The organism is Lentzea fradiae (assembly GCF_900100955.1).
GTDB lineage: Bacteria > Actinomycetota > Actinomycetes > Mycobacteriales > Pseudonocardiaceae > Lentzea > Lentzea fradiae.
Genome location: NZ_FNCC01000001.1, coordinates 552197 through 565846 on the forward strand (window position 1 = coordinate 552197; position 13650 = coordinate 565846).

Here is a 13650-nt window from a genome sequence, read left to right on the forward strand (position 1 = left end):
GTGCCGGACATGTCGAAGACGGGTCGGGGGACTCGTCACTTGCGAACGGAGGGCAGTTGCCCATGCATGACGTGGTGATCGTGGGGGCGGGTCCGGTCGGCCTGTTCCTGGCCGGTGAGCTGAGCCTGGTGGGATGTTCCGTGCTGGTGCTCGAACGCGGGCGGGAGCCCCGCTCGCCGTTGAAGGCGTTCCCGCTCGGGATGCGCAACCTGTCGGCGGCGTCGGCGGAGGCGTTGCACCGCAGAGGGTTGTTGCAGCCGCTGCTGACCGAGCTGGGCGCGGGCGAGGCGTCCGATGTGGACGGATCGGTCCGTGCGGCCGGTCACTTCGCCGGGATCACGCCCGACGCCGCCGGGGTCGACCTCGCCGCGCTGCCGCCCCGGCTGCCCAGCCCGGCGCTCGACGGCAGGCTGACGAGTCTCGAGGCGGTCGAGGTGGTGCTGGCGGAACGGGCGGTCCGGCTCGGCGTGGAGATCAGGCGCGGTGTCCAGGTCACCGCCGTCGAGCAGGACGAGGAGGGCGTGGTCGCGAGATCCGGCGAGGACGAGTACGCGGCGCGCTGGCTCGTCGGCTGCGACGGTGGCCGCAGCACGGTGCGGAGCTTGGCGGGCTTCGACTTCGTCGGCACCGAGCCGTGGTTCACCGGCTACGTCGTGCACGCCACGATCGGCGGTGCCGAGAAGCTGCGAAAAGGTTTTGTCCTCACGTCCGGCGGCTTGTACCTCAACGAGCCCGTCCCCGGGTACCTCGCCTTCGAGGACTTCGACGACGGGACGTTCGACCGCTCCCGCACGCCGAGCCGTGAGCACCTCCAGACGGTCCTGCGGCGGGCGTCCGGGACGGACGTGACGATCGACGAGGTGCACCTCGCCTCGTCGTTCACCGACCGGGCGATGCAGACGTCCACCTACCGGCGGGGCCGCGTCCTGCTCGCGGGCGACGCCGCCCACGTGCACTCCCCGCTGGGCGGTCAGGGACTGAACCTGGGCATCGGCGACGCGCTGAACCTGGGCTGGAAGCTCGGCGCCGTCGTGCGCGGCCGGCTGCCGGAGGCCCTCCTGGACACCTACACCCGTGAACGCCACCCGGTCGCGCAGCGGGTGCTCGACTGGACGCGGGCCCAGGTCGCCGTCATGCGGCCCGGCCCGTACGCCTCCGCGCTGCAGGAGGTCGTCCGCGACCTCCTCATGACCGGGGACGGGGCGACGTACGTCTACCAGCGGCTGTCCGGGATGTCCGTCCGCTACGACCTCGGCGGCGACCACCCCCTCGTCGGCCGGAGCGCACCGGAGTTCCGCCTGGAGGACGGCACCCGCCTCGCGGACCTGCTCCAGGACGGCCGCGGCGTCGCACTCGACTTCACCGGCGCGCAGCGGCTGCGCTCCACGGCGGGGGACTGGGCGGACCGGGTGCGCTACGCCTCCGGGAAGGCGGTGGACGACCTCGGCCACGGCGCCGTGCTGCTCCGTCCCGACGGCGTCGTGGTCTGGGCCGACGGGCACGAGCCCGACCTCGCGGCGTTCGCCAAGGCCGCGACCGAATGGTTCGGCCAGCCCGGCTGACACCGGACGCGAAAGTCCACATCGGACTCGGTCTCTGATGACGCCACTGTGGACGGTCGAGTCCTGGTCGGCGGATTCCCCACACCGGTAGCGACTCGCCTCGACCAGGCGGCTTCTCGCTCGTTGAGAAACCGGGTTCGTGCTGGGCGAGAGCGCCGGTAACGGCCGGGCGCGCGCCCGCGACGGGCGAGACGTGGAGCAACTTCTCCTCGGTCGCGGCGGGCACCGTGCTCGTGCCGTGCTGCCCGGCCGGGCCGGTCGGAGTTCCCGGCGGCCGCCGGGGCGTAGTGGTGGAGGATCGCCGTGCAACACCTCGTCGTGGTCGGAGCGTCGCTCGCCGGTCTGCGAGCCGCGGGAGCGGCCAGGGCCCTGAAGTTCCCCGGCCGGGTGACCCTGGTGGGGGACGAGGAGCACCTGCCCTACGACCGGCCGCCGCTGTCCAAGGCGTACCTGGAGGCACCGGACGGCCCGCGCGTCCCGCAGCTGCCGGGAGCCGACCGGCTGACCTCCGACCTGGACGTGGACCTGGTGCTGGGTGCCCCGGCGACGGGCCTGGACCCGCGCGCCCGCGTGCTGGCCGTCGGTGACCGGGAGATCCCGTTCGACGCGCTGGTGATCGCCACGGGCGTGCGGCCGAGGGCGTTGCCGGGCGCGGACGGGCTGGCCGGGGTGCACACGCTGCGCACCCTGGACGACGCGGTCGCGATCAGGCGGAAGCTCGACGCCGGTGCCCGCACGGTGGTCATCGGCGCCGGGTTCATCGGGTCGGAGGTGGCGTCCTCCGCGCGCAGCCGGGGGTTGCCGGTGACGGTCGTGGAGTCGCTGCCCACGCCGCTGGTCCGCGCGGTGGGGACGACGGCGGGGGCCGCGCTCGCCGGTCTGCACGCCAGGAACGGCACGGACCTGCGGTGCGGCGTGTCGGTGGAGGAGGTGCTCGGCGACGACCACGTGACCGGCGTGCGGCTGTCCGACGGCACGGTGCTCGACGCGGACCTGGTCGTCGTGGGCATCGGTGCCGAGCCGGCCACGGCGTGGCTGTCCGGGTCCGGCCTCACCCTCGACAACGGGGTGGTGTGCGACGCGACGCTCGCCGCCGCGCCGGGCGTCCACGCGGCGGGCGACGTCGCGCGCTGGCACAACCCGGCCTTCGACCGGCTCATGCGCCTGGAGCACTGGACCAGTGCCGCCGAGCAGGGTGCGCACGCCGTCCGCAACGCGCTGGACCCGGCGGCGGCGACGCCGTACCGGCACGTCCCGTACTTCTGGTCGGACTGGTACGGCAGCCGCATCCAGTTCGCGGGCGTCCCGCACGGCGAGCCGGAGATCGTCGACGGCGGCTGGGACGAGCCCTCGTTCGCCGCCCTCTACCGGGACGGGGATCGGCTGGCCGGCGTCGTGACGCTGGACAAGCGGGCGGACGTCATGAAGTACCGGGCGCTCATCACCCGCGGCGGGTCGTGGAGCGACGGGCTGGAGCTCGCGGCCCAGCGGCGGTCCGCCGCCGCTTGACACCCCCGCCCGGCCTGACGGTCCGGCACGCACAGCTCGTTCTCAGCCGAGGCCCGCGCACGCACAGCTCGTTCACAGGCAGCTGCACTAGAAAGGCTGTCGTGTTCGCGGCGACCGCGGAGCAGAGACTCCCGGGCCGAGGCCGGAACGCTTGGCGTGCAACGGGTCCCCTTCGCTCTCCTGGCGTTCCCCCGGCTGCCGCTGTCGATTGCGTCAGGAGGACGAAGGGCCATGTTCTTCCGGTCACGAACCCGCACCCGTGCGCCAGGAGCACCACCCCCGGACGGGGACACGGGTGAGGCGGGCGGGCCGGGGGCGGCGCACGACGGCGACGCGGGCCACGCCCTGCGCACTCCCCGCACGATCCGCAGCTTCAACCGGTACGAGATCAAGTACCTGGTGCCGGTCACGCAGGTCCCCGAGCTGCTGGCGGCGATCGAGCCGCGCCTCGACCGCGACCCGCACAGCGACACCACCGGCTACGGGGTGTGGAGCACCTACTACGACACCCGGCAGCTGCGGTTCTACTGGGAGAAGATCGAGGGGCTGAAGTTCCGCCGGAAGCTGCGGATCCGCCACTACGGCGACCGGCTCGCCGTCACCGGCGACACCCCGGTCTTCGTCGAGATCAAGCAGCGGGTCAACCGCGTCACCCAGAAACGCCGCGTCCAGCTCCCGTACGGGCAGGCGCTGCGGCTGTGCGCGGGCCAGGCCCCCGCGTCGGTGCCCGGTCGCGACCGCGCGTTCGTCGACGAGGTGCTCGACCTGGTCGGGCGGCTCGCCCTGCGCCCGTCGGCGATGACCGGCTACCAGCGGCAGGCGTACCTGGGCCGCGGTGCCGAGGTCGGCCTGCGCGTGACGATCGACCAGCGGGTCCGCGGGCGCGACCGCGACTTCGGCTTCGCCGAGGACGCCGAGAACCGCTTCATCGTGCCGCCCGGCAAGTCGATCGTGGAGGTGAAGGCGGACGAACGCGTGCCGTACTGGCTCACCGACCTGACCGCCGCGCGCAACCTCCAGGTCGTGCGGATCTCCAAGTACTGCCAGAGCGTCGAGGCGTTCGGCCGCGCTCCCCGTTCCGTCTTCCACGTCCCCGTCGACGAGCCCTTCGCCGTCGGCACCCCCACGGAGGCACCACACCGATGAACCTCGGCTTCGACGACCTGACCGGAACGTTCAGCGTCATGGACATCGTGGTCTCGCTCACGCTGTCGTTCCTGCTCAGCGTGATGATCGCCTACGTGTACCGGGCGACGCACCGCAACGTCTCCTACAGCCAGTCCTACGTCCAGACGCTGATCATCCTGGGCATGCTGATCTCGGTGATCATGCTCGTGGTCGGCTCCAACATCGCCCGCGCGTTCGCCCTCGTCGGCGCGCTGTCGGTGATCCGCTTCCGCAACGCCATCAAGGAGACCCGCGACGTCGGGTTCATCTTCCTGGTGATGGCGGTCGGCATGGCCGTCGGCACCCGCTTCTACGCGCTGGCCGCGATCGCCGCCGTGGTCATCTCGCTGATCATCTTCCTGATGTACCGCTTCAACTGGTTCCAGCTCGACGTGAGCCGCCAGGTCGTGAAGGTCCAGGTGCCGGCCGACGACGACTACGGCAACGTGATCAACGACGTGATGATCCGGCACACCGACGAGTTCCAGCTGGTCAGCATGGAGTCGATCCGCGGCGGCGCGCTCACCGAGCTGATGTACACGGTGCGGATCAAGAAGGGCAGCGAGCCCGGCACGCTGATGGCCGAGCTGCGGGAGCGCAACCGCGGCCAGGGCGTCACCGTCCTCACCGGCTACGACCAGACCGACCTCTGATGGACGGCGTCTCGTCCACCGGCGGGCCGCGCAGGCTGTTGCGGCACCGCGTCCCGGTGCGCGTGCGGCACAACTGGAAGCTCCTGGCGGGCACGTGCGCGTTCCTGCTGGTGCTGGTCGTGGGCTTCGGCACCGGCACGATCCGCCCGTACGCCACGTCGGCGGCGGTCAGGGCGCCCGCGGTCGTCACGCAGAACATCGAGGGCACCAAGGACCTCTTCGACACCTCGGTCGCGCACGACGTCAGCATCGAGTTCGCAGACGCGAACTACCAGAAGATGCTGAAGGAGTACTTCGACTCCGGTGAGAAGGACTACCTGCCCGCGACCGTCGTCATCGACGGCACCCGCATCGAGAACGCCGGCATCCGGCTCAAGGGCAACTCCACCCTCAGCGGCCTGACCTGGAACGGCGAGCGGCGCGAGCGCGGCGGCGGCAACGCCCCGCAGTTCCAGCCGCCCGCCGGGATGCAGCTCCCGGAGGGTGCCGAGCCGCCCGCCGGGATGCAGCTCCCCGAAGGCGCCGAGCCGCCTGCCGGGATGCAGCTCCCCGAGGGCGCCCAGCCGGGCCAGCGGTTTCAGGGACCCGGCGCCGAGCTGAAGGCGGAGGAGCCGGAGGACCTGCCGTGGCTGGTGAGCTTCGACGAGTACGTCGAGGGCCGCCGCTACCAGAACCACACGCAGATCGCGGTCCGGCCGGGCACCTCGCAGTCGGCGGCCCAGCTGAACGAGGCGCTCGCCATCTCGCTCGTCGACGCGGCGGGCGAACCGTCACAGCGCTACACCTACTCGGGCTTCACCGTGAACGGCAGGGCGTCCGCGCCGCGGCTGCTCGTCGAGTACCTGGACGAGGGCTACGCCGAGGAGCTGGGCGACGGCGTCCTCTACAAGGCGCTGGCCACCAGCCAGTTCACCTACCAGGGCGAGGACCAGACCGCCTACGGCGACGACTTCAAACAGGTCAACGACGTCGGCGGCAGCGACCTCCAGCCGGTGATCAACCTGGTGAGGTGGGTGGAGAACGCCTCGGACGAGGAGTTCGCCGCCGGACTCGGCGAGCGCCTCGACGTGGAGGCGTTCGCCCGGTACATCGCCCTGCAGAACGTGATGATGAACTTCGACGACATGGCGGGGCCCGGCAAGAACTACTACCTCTGGTACGACCGGGGGACGCGCAGGTTCACCGTCGTCAGCTGGGACATGAACCTCACGTTCAGCGGCGACGCCACCGCCGGGCCGCACGACAGCACGGGCATGGGCATGGGCGGACGCCGCCAGGCCGGTCAGCAGCCGCAGGCCGGGCAACAGCCGCAAGCCGGTCGGCAGCCGCAGGCCGGGCAGCCACCGAACGGCGTACAGCCGCCGGACGGCCAGCGGCCACCCGGCGGAATGCAGCCTCCGGCAGGCCGGCCCCAGGCAGGCCAGCTGCCCCAGGCGGGGCAGCAGCCACCCGACGGCGCGGTCCGGATGGGCATGGGAGGGAACAAGCTCAAGGAACGCTTCCTGGCCACCGAAGCGTTCAAGAAGGTCTACGAGGAGCAGTACCGCGCGGTCTACGCCGCCACCCTCGACGGCGGCAAGGCCGTGGAGACCCTCGACCGCATCGTCAGTGCCTACCGCCTCAACCAGGGCGCCAAGGACGAGGTCGCCGCGGAGGCGGACGCGCTGAAGTCCACCCTGGACAAGCGGGTCACGGCGCTGAGCGCGCACGAGGTCGTCCGGGGGAGCTGACCGCCGAGCCGGACGGCCTCGCCGTCCGGCTCGCGGCGTTCCCGGAAGAGTGTCCACTGTGGCCGGTCGTGGCCGCGCCGGCGACTGGTTGCACGAATGCACAGATCCGTTGGTGCCGCCGAGCGTCCCCGTCACGACCGCCCGCCTGGCCGACCGATCGGCGTGCAGAAAAACTTCGCCGTCATCGGGCCGCTGACCAGGCGCGACTCCCGTCTTGAGAGTCCTCGGGGAGATCGTTCGCGGAAAAAGAGTTGGTCTCATTTGAGCCGAAGTGTGACCACGTACGTACTCCCGATCATGCACGGCATGAGCGAGGAGGACGGATGACACACCGCGTAACCGACAGACGGAAGTTTCGCCTGATTGCTTCGTTGTCGGCGGTGGCCGTGGTCGCAGCGGGCACCGCCGCGGTGGCGCTCGCCGCCAATGACGGCGATCCGGCGCCGGTGAGCGCGTTCGTGCCCATTGAGCAGGTGAGCAAGAACGTGGTGACGCCGAAGACCGGCCCCAACGGGGCGTCCGGCGTGTTCACCGTGGACTGTGGCACGAACGAGAACGGCAAGTTCAGTGCCGACAACCCGGTGGCGCAGCCGGGTTTGCAGCACGGTGCGCAGCACGTGCACGACTTCGTGGGCAACCTGTCCATCGCGGCGGACTCCACCGACGAGAGTCTGGAGGACTCGGAGACGACCTGCCGCAACGGCGACCGCTCTTCGTACTTCTGGCCGGTGGTGCGGATCAACCCGAACGCGAACCCCGCGGACGTCGGTTCCAGCCCGGACAAGATCAAGGAGACGGGCCCCGGTTCGGTGGCGTGTCCCAGCGTCCGCAAGCGGCTTCCCGCTGTGCCGCAGCGGGCCCGTGACGAGGTGAACCGCAACCTGCAGCAGCTTTCCCAGCAGGTCAAGGAAGCCAACGGCAAGATGGCCGCCAACCAGAACCCCGGCGACCCGAACTTCGTCAACAACACGATCCTCGGTCCGTTGCGCGCCAAGCGAGTCGCCACGCTCGACCGCATCGCGACCGCGGTCAGCCGCAACGGTCGCAAGGTGAACCTGACCTCTCTCGCCGAGTGCGACGTGCGCTTCGGCCACGGCAACCACGGTGGCGGGCACAGCAACCACTCGAAGCCGCGCAAGTTCGCCGGCCAGCCCGAGGCGCAGGACGCGGCCACGCCGACCATCAAGTGCCCGTCGGTGCGCAGCGCCCTGCCGGGCGTGCCGGACCAGGCGCTCGACGAGGTGGACCGCGAGCTCGCGCTGCTGGACAAGCAGATCGCCGAGGCCAACCAGCGCATCGTGACCACCAAGGGCCAGGGCGGCCCGAACTTCATCGACAACGCGATCCTCGGACCGCTGCTCTCCAAGCGAGTCGCGACCCTCGACCGCATCGCGATCGCCATCGGCCGCAACGCCGAGAGGCCGCAGGGTCTCGAGCGCTTCGCCAAGTGCAACCTCGGCAACGGCGGCGGCCAGGAGAACGAGGACCCCGAGGCGCCCGAGGTCCCCGAGGAGGGTGACAACGGCAACGGCGACAACGGGAACGGCAACAACAACGGCGGCAACAACAACGGCGGTGGCAACACGACCACTCCCGAGGCTCCGCCCCTGGCCGCTCCCACCGGCAAGAACCTCGAGCTCGTCGGCAACGTCGGCAAGATCGTCCGCCCGGCGCAGGTGAAGATCGAGTACCGCGGCAACGCGACCAGCAAGGTCACCGCGATGCCGAAGTTCCTGAAGATGGTCACCGGTGACGCCAAGCCGACCAGCCGCGGTCCCGCGAACGCCCGTGCGACGTGGACCTGCAGCGGCTTCGAGGACAGGCTGTCCGACAAGTACGTGATCTGCCCGCAGGGCAGCAAGGTCATGCGAGTCCACGACTTCGCGGGCTGCTGGGACGGTCAGAACGCCGACAGCGCGAACCACCGCGACCACGTCCGGTTCGCCGACCCGCAGTCCGGTGCCTGCCCGCAGGGCTTCAAGGCGATCCCGCAGCTGCGGATCAGCATCCTGTACGACATCTCCCGCGACGTCCAGCAGAAGGGCCAGTACCAGCTCGACGCCTTCCCGGAGGAGAACCACAACCCGTTCTCCGACCACAACGACTTCGCCAACGTCAACTCCGACCAGACGATGGCCAAGATCGTGAAGTGCGTGAACGACGGGCGCCGCTGCAAGGAATGACCGGCGCCGGGTTCCGCCCCGATCCACGGGCGAACCAGCGGCAGTGACACAGGGTGGAGCGTTCCCGGCGGCGGGGCGCTCCACCTTTTGTCGTGTAGCGCTGGGCGGGTGCCGTGCGATGTACCCGCCAAGACGCTCGCTGGTGCGACTTCAAGGGGGATGCCCTGTGCGGAGGATCAACGAACGCTTCGACAACGTGGCGCATCTGCACGACCTCGATCCCCGGTACGACTGGGAGAACGACGACGTGCGCGACCGCGTGGAGTTCGGTGAGAACCCGCAACGCGAATGGGTCCTGTTCGGCACCCGCGGGCGGCAGGCCCCGCGACAGCAAGCCTCGCGGCAGCGGATTCCGCGGCAGCAGGCCCCGCGCCAGCGGAAGGAAGGCTGGGTGGAGGCCGTCCACAACTGGATGAAGCGCAACCCGCACTCCAGCTACAGGACTTGCGCGGCCGCGCTGACCGGCATGGGGTACGCCGGGATCACCAGGGCGAAGGTGGCGAGCGTGCTGAACGAGCAACCGCCGAAGCCGACGGCGAAGAGCCAGCCGAAGTCCGCGGACAAGAAGCCGCTCAAGCCGGCGGCCAAGAAACCGCTCAAGGCCGCCAAGAAGGCCAAGCCGAGGACCGTCCCCCAGTACCGGCCGTACGTGCCGCGGCCCCGGCCGCCGGAGCCGCCCCTGGTGAAGATCAGGTACTGCGACGGCTGCGGACTGGCCGTCAGCGACAGCGGGGCCTGTCGCTGCTGATCCCCGGCAGCGACGGGCTCCGCCCACAGCACGCAGGCCACCGGCCGGAACCCGTCACATCCGGTCGAGCAGTCCCGCGACCTCCGCCGGATGCGCGGCCGGACCGGCCGACTCGGCCCCGTTGCTCCACCCGAGCTCCTCGTCCCAGCGCAGCACGGGCCCGCGCCCGGTGATCACCTGCCCGCGCTTCGGCCGGGTGGGGGACAGTTCCAGGACCACCTGGGCCACGTCCAGGCCCTGCTGCGCGAGCCGGTCGACGACCTCGTCGAAGTACCGGGTGACGGCGACCGCGGTGCTCTGGTGCACGGGATGCCTCCTCGTGGGCCGGCTGGTCGCCACCACCTTCCGTCTCGCGGGGCAGCCGATCCAGGGGCCAAAGTCCCGAACCGCCAGGGTCCTGCACCAGGTGGAGTGGACCACCGAGGATCAGGGCGCGGGCCGGAGGCGGGCGACCGCGTCCGCGAGGTTCGCCTCCACCCTGGCCAGGCCCGCCAGCAAGGGGGCGACCTCGGCCTCGGTCATCTCGCCGACGGTCGCCACCTCCAGGTCGTGCCACATCTGCTCGATGCGTGCCCGCAGCTCCTCGCTCGCCGCGGTGGGGGCCACGAGGCTCGCCCTGCCGTCGGTGGGGTCGGGCACGCGTTCGACGAGGCCGGCCTTCTCCAGGCGCTGCACCATCCTGGTCATGGTGGGGGAGTCGGAGTCGAGCACCTCGATCAGCTCGGTCTGGCGCACCGGGCCCGAGTCCCACAGGTGCATGAGGAGGAGCTCCTGGCCGCGGTGCAGGCCGACGTCGCGCAGCAGGTGCCCCGCCAGCATCCGGTGCATCCGCGTCGCCCGGAACAGCTGGTGGCTGACCGGGCCCCGCGCCGCGGCGGAGGGGGTCTTGCGCACGCCTCGTTCTTGTCGCACGCGTTCATGCTCCCCGCCGGTCGTGCGCCCGGCTCGCCCGGGATCGGTGACCCGGATCACAACGGCGTGCGGAATGATCGCGGAAACTTACCTGTCTAACTAGGTAAGTTGCCGCAAGGGTGGCGGACACACAAGGGGAGCGAAGATGAGCGACAAGAAGATCATCGCGGTGCTGGGTGCGACGGGTGCGCAGGGCGGGGGACTGGTCCACGCCATCCTCGACGACGCCGACGGTCCCTTCCGGGTCAGGGCCATCACGCGTGACGCGGGGTCGTCGAAGGCGGCGGCGCTCGCCGAGCGCGGTGCCGAGGTCGTCGAGGCCACGCTGGCGGACGAGGAGTCGCTGCGGGCGGCGTTCGAGGGTGCCCACGGCGTCTTCATCGTCACGAACTTCTGGGAGACCTTCTCCGCCGACGTCGAACTGGCGCAGGCCGCGGCCGCCGCGCGGGCCGTCAAGGCGGCGGGGGTCTCCCACGTGGTCTGGTCGACGCTGGACGACACCCGCCCGGTCCTCCAGGGTCGCGTGCCGGTGCTCCAGGAGCGGTACACGGTGCCGCACTTCGACGCCAAGGCGGAGGCGGACGAGTTCTTCCGCGCGTCGGGGGTGCCGACCACGTTCCTGCGGACCACCTTCTACTGGGACAACTTCGCCACGCAGATGAAGCTGCAGCGCGGCGAGGACGGGAAGCTGGTGCTGGCGCTGCCGATGGGGGAGGCCAAGCTGTCCGGCATCGCGGCGGAGGACATCGGCCGCACCGCGCACGGCGTGTTCCTCGCCGGGGAGAAGTACCGCGGTGAGGTGGTCAGCATCGCCGGTGAGCACCTCACCGGCGCCCAGTACGCCGACGCGTTCGCCGAGGTGCTGGGTGAGCCGGTGACGTACTACGCCGTGCCCCACGACGACTTCCGGGCGATGGGCCTGCCCGCGGGGGACGAGCTGGGCAACATGTTCCAGTTCTACACCGAGGGCGAGCGTGACTTCGTCGGTGCGCGTGACCTCGGCGCCGTCCGGGAGATCAACCCGCGGCTCAAGAACTTCCGCACCTGGCTGGAAGAGCACGCCGCGGAGGTGAAGCAGGGCTGAGCGCGGTCGCGTGCCCGGCCGGTGGAACACGTCCCCCGGCCGGACCGCCCGGCTCACTTCACGGCGACGGGGTTCACCGGTGCGCCGACGGCGCCGGTGACCGGGATCGGGGCGGCGGTGAGCCAGAACGCGTGGGAACCGTCCTCTGCGCAGGCTTCTGCCAGCTCGTCGAGGTTCCACATCTCGCCCAGGAAGAGCCCGATGTGGGGGATCGCGACCTGGTGCAGCGGCTGGAAGGCGTCGTCGAACTCGTTGGGGCGCACCTCGCAGCCCCACGTGTCGGTGGCGAGGCCGGCGATCTCGGTGCGGTGCAACCAGTCCGCCGTCGAGAAGGACAGGCCGGGGGCAGGGCCTCCCGCGTACTCGCCCCAACCCTCGTCCAGCGCGCGGGTGAGACGGCCGGTGCGCACGCACAGCAGGTCGCCGCGCCGCACCTCCACGCCGTGTGCGGCGGCGGTCTCGGTGAGGTGCTGCTCGGTGATGGCGAACCCGTCCGGCAGCTGCCCGTCGCCGATGACGCGACCGACGTCCAGCAGGACTCCCCGGCCGGACAGGAGACCTCGCACGGTCTCGATGCCGGTCACGCCGTCACCGCGGCTGGTGACGACATCGCCTGCCCTGCGCCCGTTCCACGCGCGGCCGTGGTCGAAGATGTGGCCGAGCCCGTCCCAGTGCGTGGAGCACTGGAGCGGCATGGCGACGAAGTCGTCCGCCCCGCCGATGCCGTGCGGGAACCCCTGGGTGCCGTTCTCGGCGTCCAGTCCCGTGTCCAGCATGCTGTGCACCGGGTTGTTGCGGTTGCGCCAGCCCCGTTGCGGTCCGTCGGCGGAGTACGGCAGTGACAGGGAGAACGCGCGGCCGGTCCGCACGAGCTGTGCCGCGGCGACCCGGTCGGCGTCCCGGATGTGGTTGAGGGTGCCCAGAACGTCGTCCGGACCCCACCGCCCGACGTTGGAGCAACGGGTGGCGGCCGCGGCGATCGCGGTGGCGGCATCGGTCATCAGCTGTCACTTCTCCGGGACGGGACGACGAATCTCGCTGCCAGGTTCGCGGAGCGGCCGTCGCCGGGGAAGACACAACCGGTAATGATCGACATCGGTGCGGCCGATAGGCGCACGTCGCCGCGTGGTTCAGGAACCGGTCCGCAAGTCGGCTCCCGCTCGGGTGAACACACCGCGCAGCCACACGTGTTCGGCGTCGTGGGTGTGCGTGGGATGCCACCACATCGCTTCCACGAGCGGCACGACGTCCCACGGGCAGTCGAGCACGCGCAGCCGTTCGTCCCTCGCCAGGTGCCGCGCCAAGTGGCCCTGCACCAACGCGATCCGGTCGGTGCCGATGACGTAATAGGGCAGTGCGAGGAAGCTTTCCACGACGCACTGGACGCGCGGCGCGGCGCCGAGCAGCTGCAACTGCCTGCCGGCACCGGTGAACGCCGAAGCGCTGTGGTAGGTGAAGACCCACGGCAGGCGCTTGGCGTCGTCCATCGTCAACGACTCGCCGATGGTCTCCGCGTCGCGGTCGGCGATGACGACCCACGAGTCGGTGAACAGGTCGGCCGACGGCAGGTCGAACAGAACCCCGTGGGGGAGAAGGATTCCGTCGACGCCGCGCAGCGTCTCGGCCCCGGACTCGACCGCCGCCGGGCTGTGGTGCTCCAGCCGCAGCGTCACGGACGGGGCCTGCTCGGCGATCAGCTCGGTGACGCGCGGGCCCAGCACCGCCATCGGGTAGTCCGAGGCGAGGACCGTGAACGTGCGGCGTGAGGTCGCGGGCGTGAAGTCCGGCTCGCTGGCGAACACCCGCTCGACCCCGGCCAGCGCGAGACCCGTCCGCCTGCGCAGCTGCACGGCCAGCGGCGTCAGCTCGTAGACGTTGCCCGCACGGGTGAGGAGCGGGTCGTCGAAGTGGCGGCGCAACCGGGCGAGCGCTCCGGACAGCGCGGGCTGGGAGAGCCCCAGCCGTGCGGCCGCACGGGTGACCGACCGCTCCTCCAGCAGCACGTCCAGCGGGACGAGCAGGTTGAGGTCGAGGTTCGCCAGGTTCACCTCCGGCAGGGTAATCAGTTTCGCTGATATTGACCATAAGGACATTTGGCTTCC

12 protein-coding genes are annotated in these 13650 nt (G+C 70.9%); 8 read left to right on the forward strand and 4 right to left on the reverse strand.

All coding sequences use genetic code 11. The annotated features are described in order from the left end of the window. The first annotated feature begins 62 nt into the window (after window positions 1-62). The 7 genes from BLT23_RS02605 (at window position 63) to BLT23_RS02635 (ending at window position 9552) form a co-directional block, all read left to right on the forward strand. Window positions 63-1562: an FAD-dependent monooxygenase gene (locus tag BLT23_RS02605; protein WP_090045079.1), complete on the forward strand. Its 1500-nt coding sequence runs from the start codon at window positions 63-65 to the stop codon at window positions 1560-1562. 297 nt (window positions 1563-1859) lie between these two features. Next, window positions 1860-3071 carry an NAD(P)/FAD-dependent oxidoreductase gene (locus BLT23_RS02610; protein ID WP_090045082.1) on the forward strand — a complete coding sequence of 404 codons (1212 nt, stop codon included), beginning with the start codon at window positions 1860-1862 and terminating at the stop codon, window positions 3069-3071. A gap of 231 nt (window positions 3072-3302) precedes the next feature. Next, window positions 3303-4217 carry a polyphosphate polymerase domain-containing protein gene (locus tag BLT23_RS02615; protein ID WP_090045085.1) on the forward strand — a complete coding sequence of 305 codons (915 nt, stop codon included), beginning with the start codon at window positions 3303-3305 and terminating at the stop codon, window positions 4215-4217. Continuing rightward, the gene (locus BLT23_RS02620) at window positions 4214-4891 is read left to right on the forward strand and encodes a DUF4956 domain-containing protein (protein ID WP_090045088.1); all 678 of its coding nucleotides are present in this window, start codon (window positions 4214-4216) and stop codon (window positions 4889-4891) included. The genes BLT23_RS02615 and BLT23_RS02620 overlap by 4 nt, the downstream gene beginning before the upstream one ends. After that, a complete protein-coding gene (locus BLT23_RS02625) occupies window positions 4891-6621 on the forward strand; it encodes a CotH kinase family protein (protein WP_090045090.1) in 1731 nt (576 codons plus the stop codon). The genes BLT23_RS02620 and BLT23_RS02625 overlap by 1 nt, the downstream gene beginning before the upstream one ends. 380 nt (window positions 6622-7001) lie before the next feature. Beyond that, window positions 7002-8804, forward strand: coding sequence for a DUF1996 domain-containing protein (locus BLT23_RS02630; RefSeq protein WP_245743492.1), 1803 nt, complete (start codon window positions 7002-7004; stop codon window positions 8802-8804). A 166-nt stretch (window positions 8805-8970) separates the two neighbouring features. Beyond that, window positions 8971-9552 (forward strand): hypothetical protein, encoded by a 582-nt coding sequence (locus tag BLT23_RS02635; RefSeq protein ID WP_090045094.1) that lies wholly within the window; start codon window positions 8971-8973, stop codon window positions 9550-9552. Window positions 9553-9606: 54 nt separating this feature from the next. Here the strand turns inward: BLT23_RS02635 and BLT23_RS02640 are convergent, their stop codons facing one another. Continuing rightward, on the reverse strand, window positions 9607-9858 hold the full coding sequence (locus BLT23_RS02640) for a hypothetical protein (protein ID WP_090045097.1): 252 nt from the start codon (window positions 9856-9858) through the stop codon (window positions 9607-9609). A gap of 120 nt (window positions 9859-9978) precedes the next feature. Beyond that, window positions 9979-10464, reverse strand: a complete 486-nt coding sequence (locus BLT23_RS02645; RefSeq protein WP_281248814.1) for a MarR family winged helix-turn-helix transcriptional regulator — start codon at window positions 10462-10464, stop codon at window positions 9979-9981. Window positions 10465-10609: 145 nt separating this feature from the next. Here BLT23_RS02645 and BLT23_RS02650 point away from each other — a divergent pair, with 145 nt between their 5' ends. After that, window positions 10610-11548: an NmrA/HSCARG family protein gene (locus BLT23_RS02650; RefSeq protein ID WP_090045099.1), complete on the forward strand. Its 939-nt coding sequence runs from the start codon at window positions 10610-10612 to the stop codon at window positions 11546-11548. A gap of 53 nt (window positions 11549-11601) precedes the next feature. On the opposite strand, the gene BLT23_RS02655 is transcribed toward BLT23_RS02650, so the two are convergent. Both BLT23_RS02655 and BLT23_RS02660 read right to left on the reverse strand, forming a co-directional pair. Next, a complete protein-coding gene (locus BLT23_RS02655; protein WP_090045102.1) occupies window positions 11602-12549 on the reverse strand; it encodes a cyclase family protein in 948 nt (315 codons plus the stop codon). Between the two features lie 129 nt (window positions 12550-12678). Continuing rightward, complete coding sequence (locus BLT23_RS02660; protein WP_218133605.1) at window positions 12679-13596, reverse strand: LysR family transcriptional regulator; 918 nt, start codon at window positions 13594-13596, stop codon at window positions 12679-12681. Between the last annotated feature and the right edge of the window lie 54 nt (window positions 13597-13650).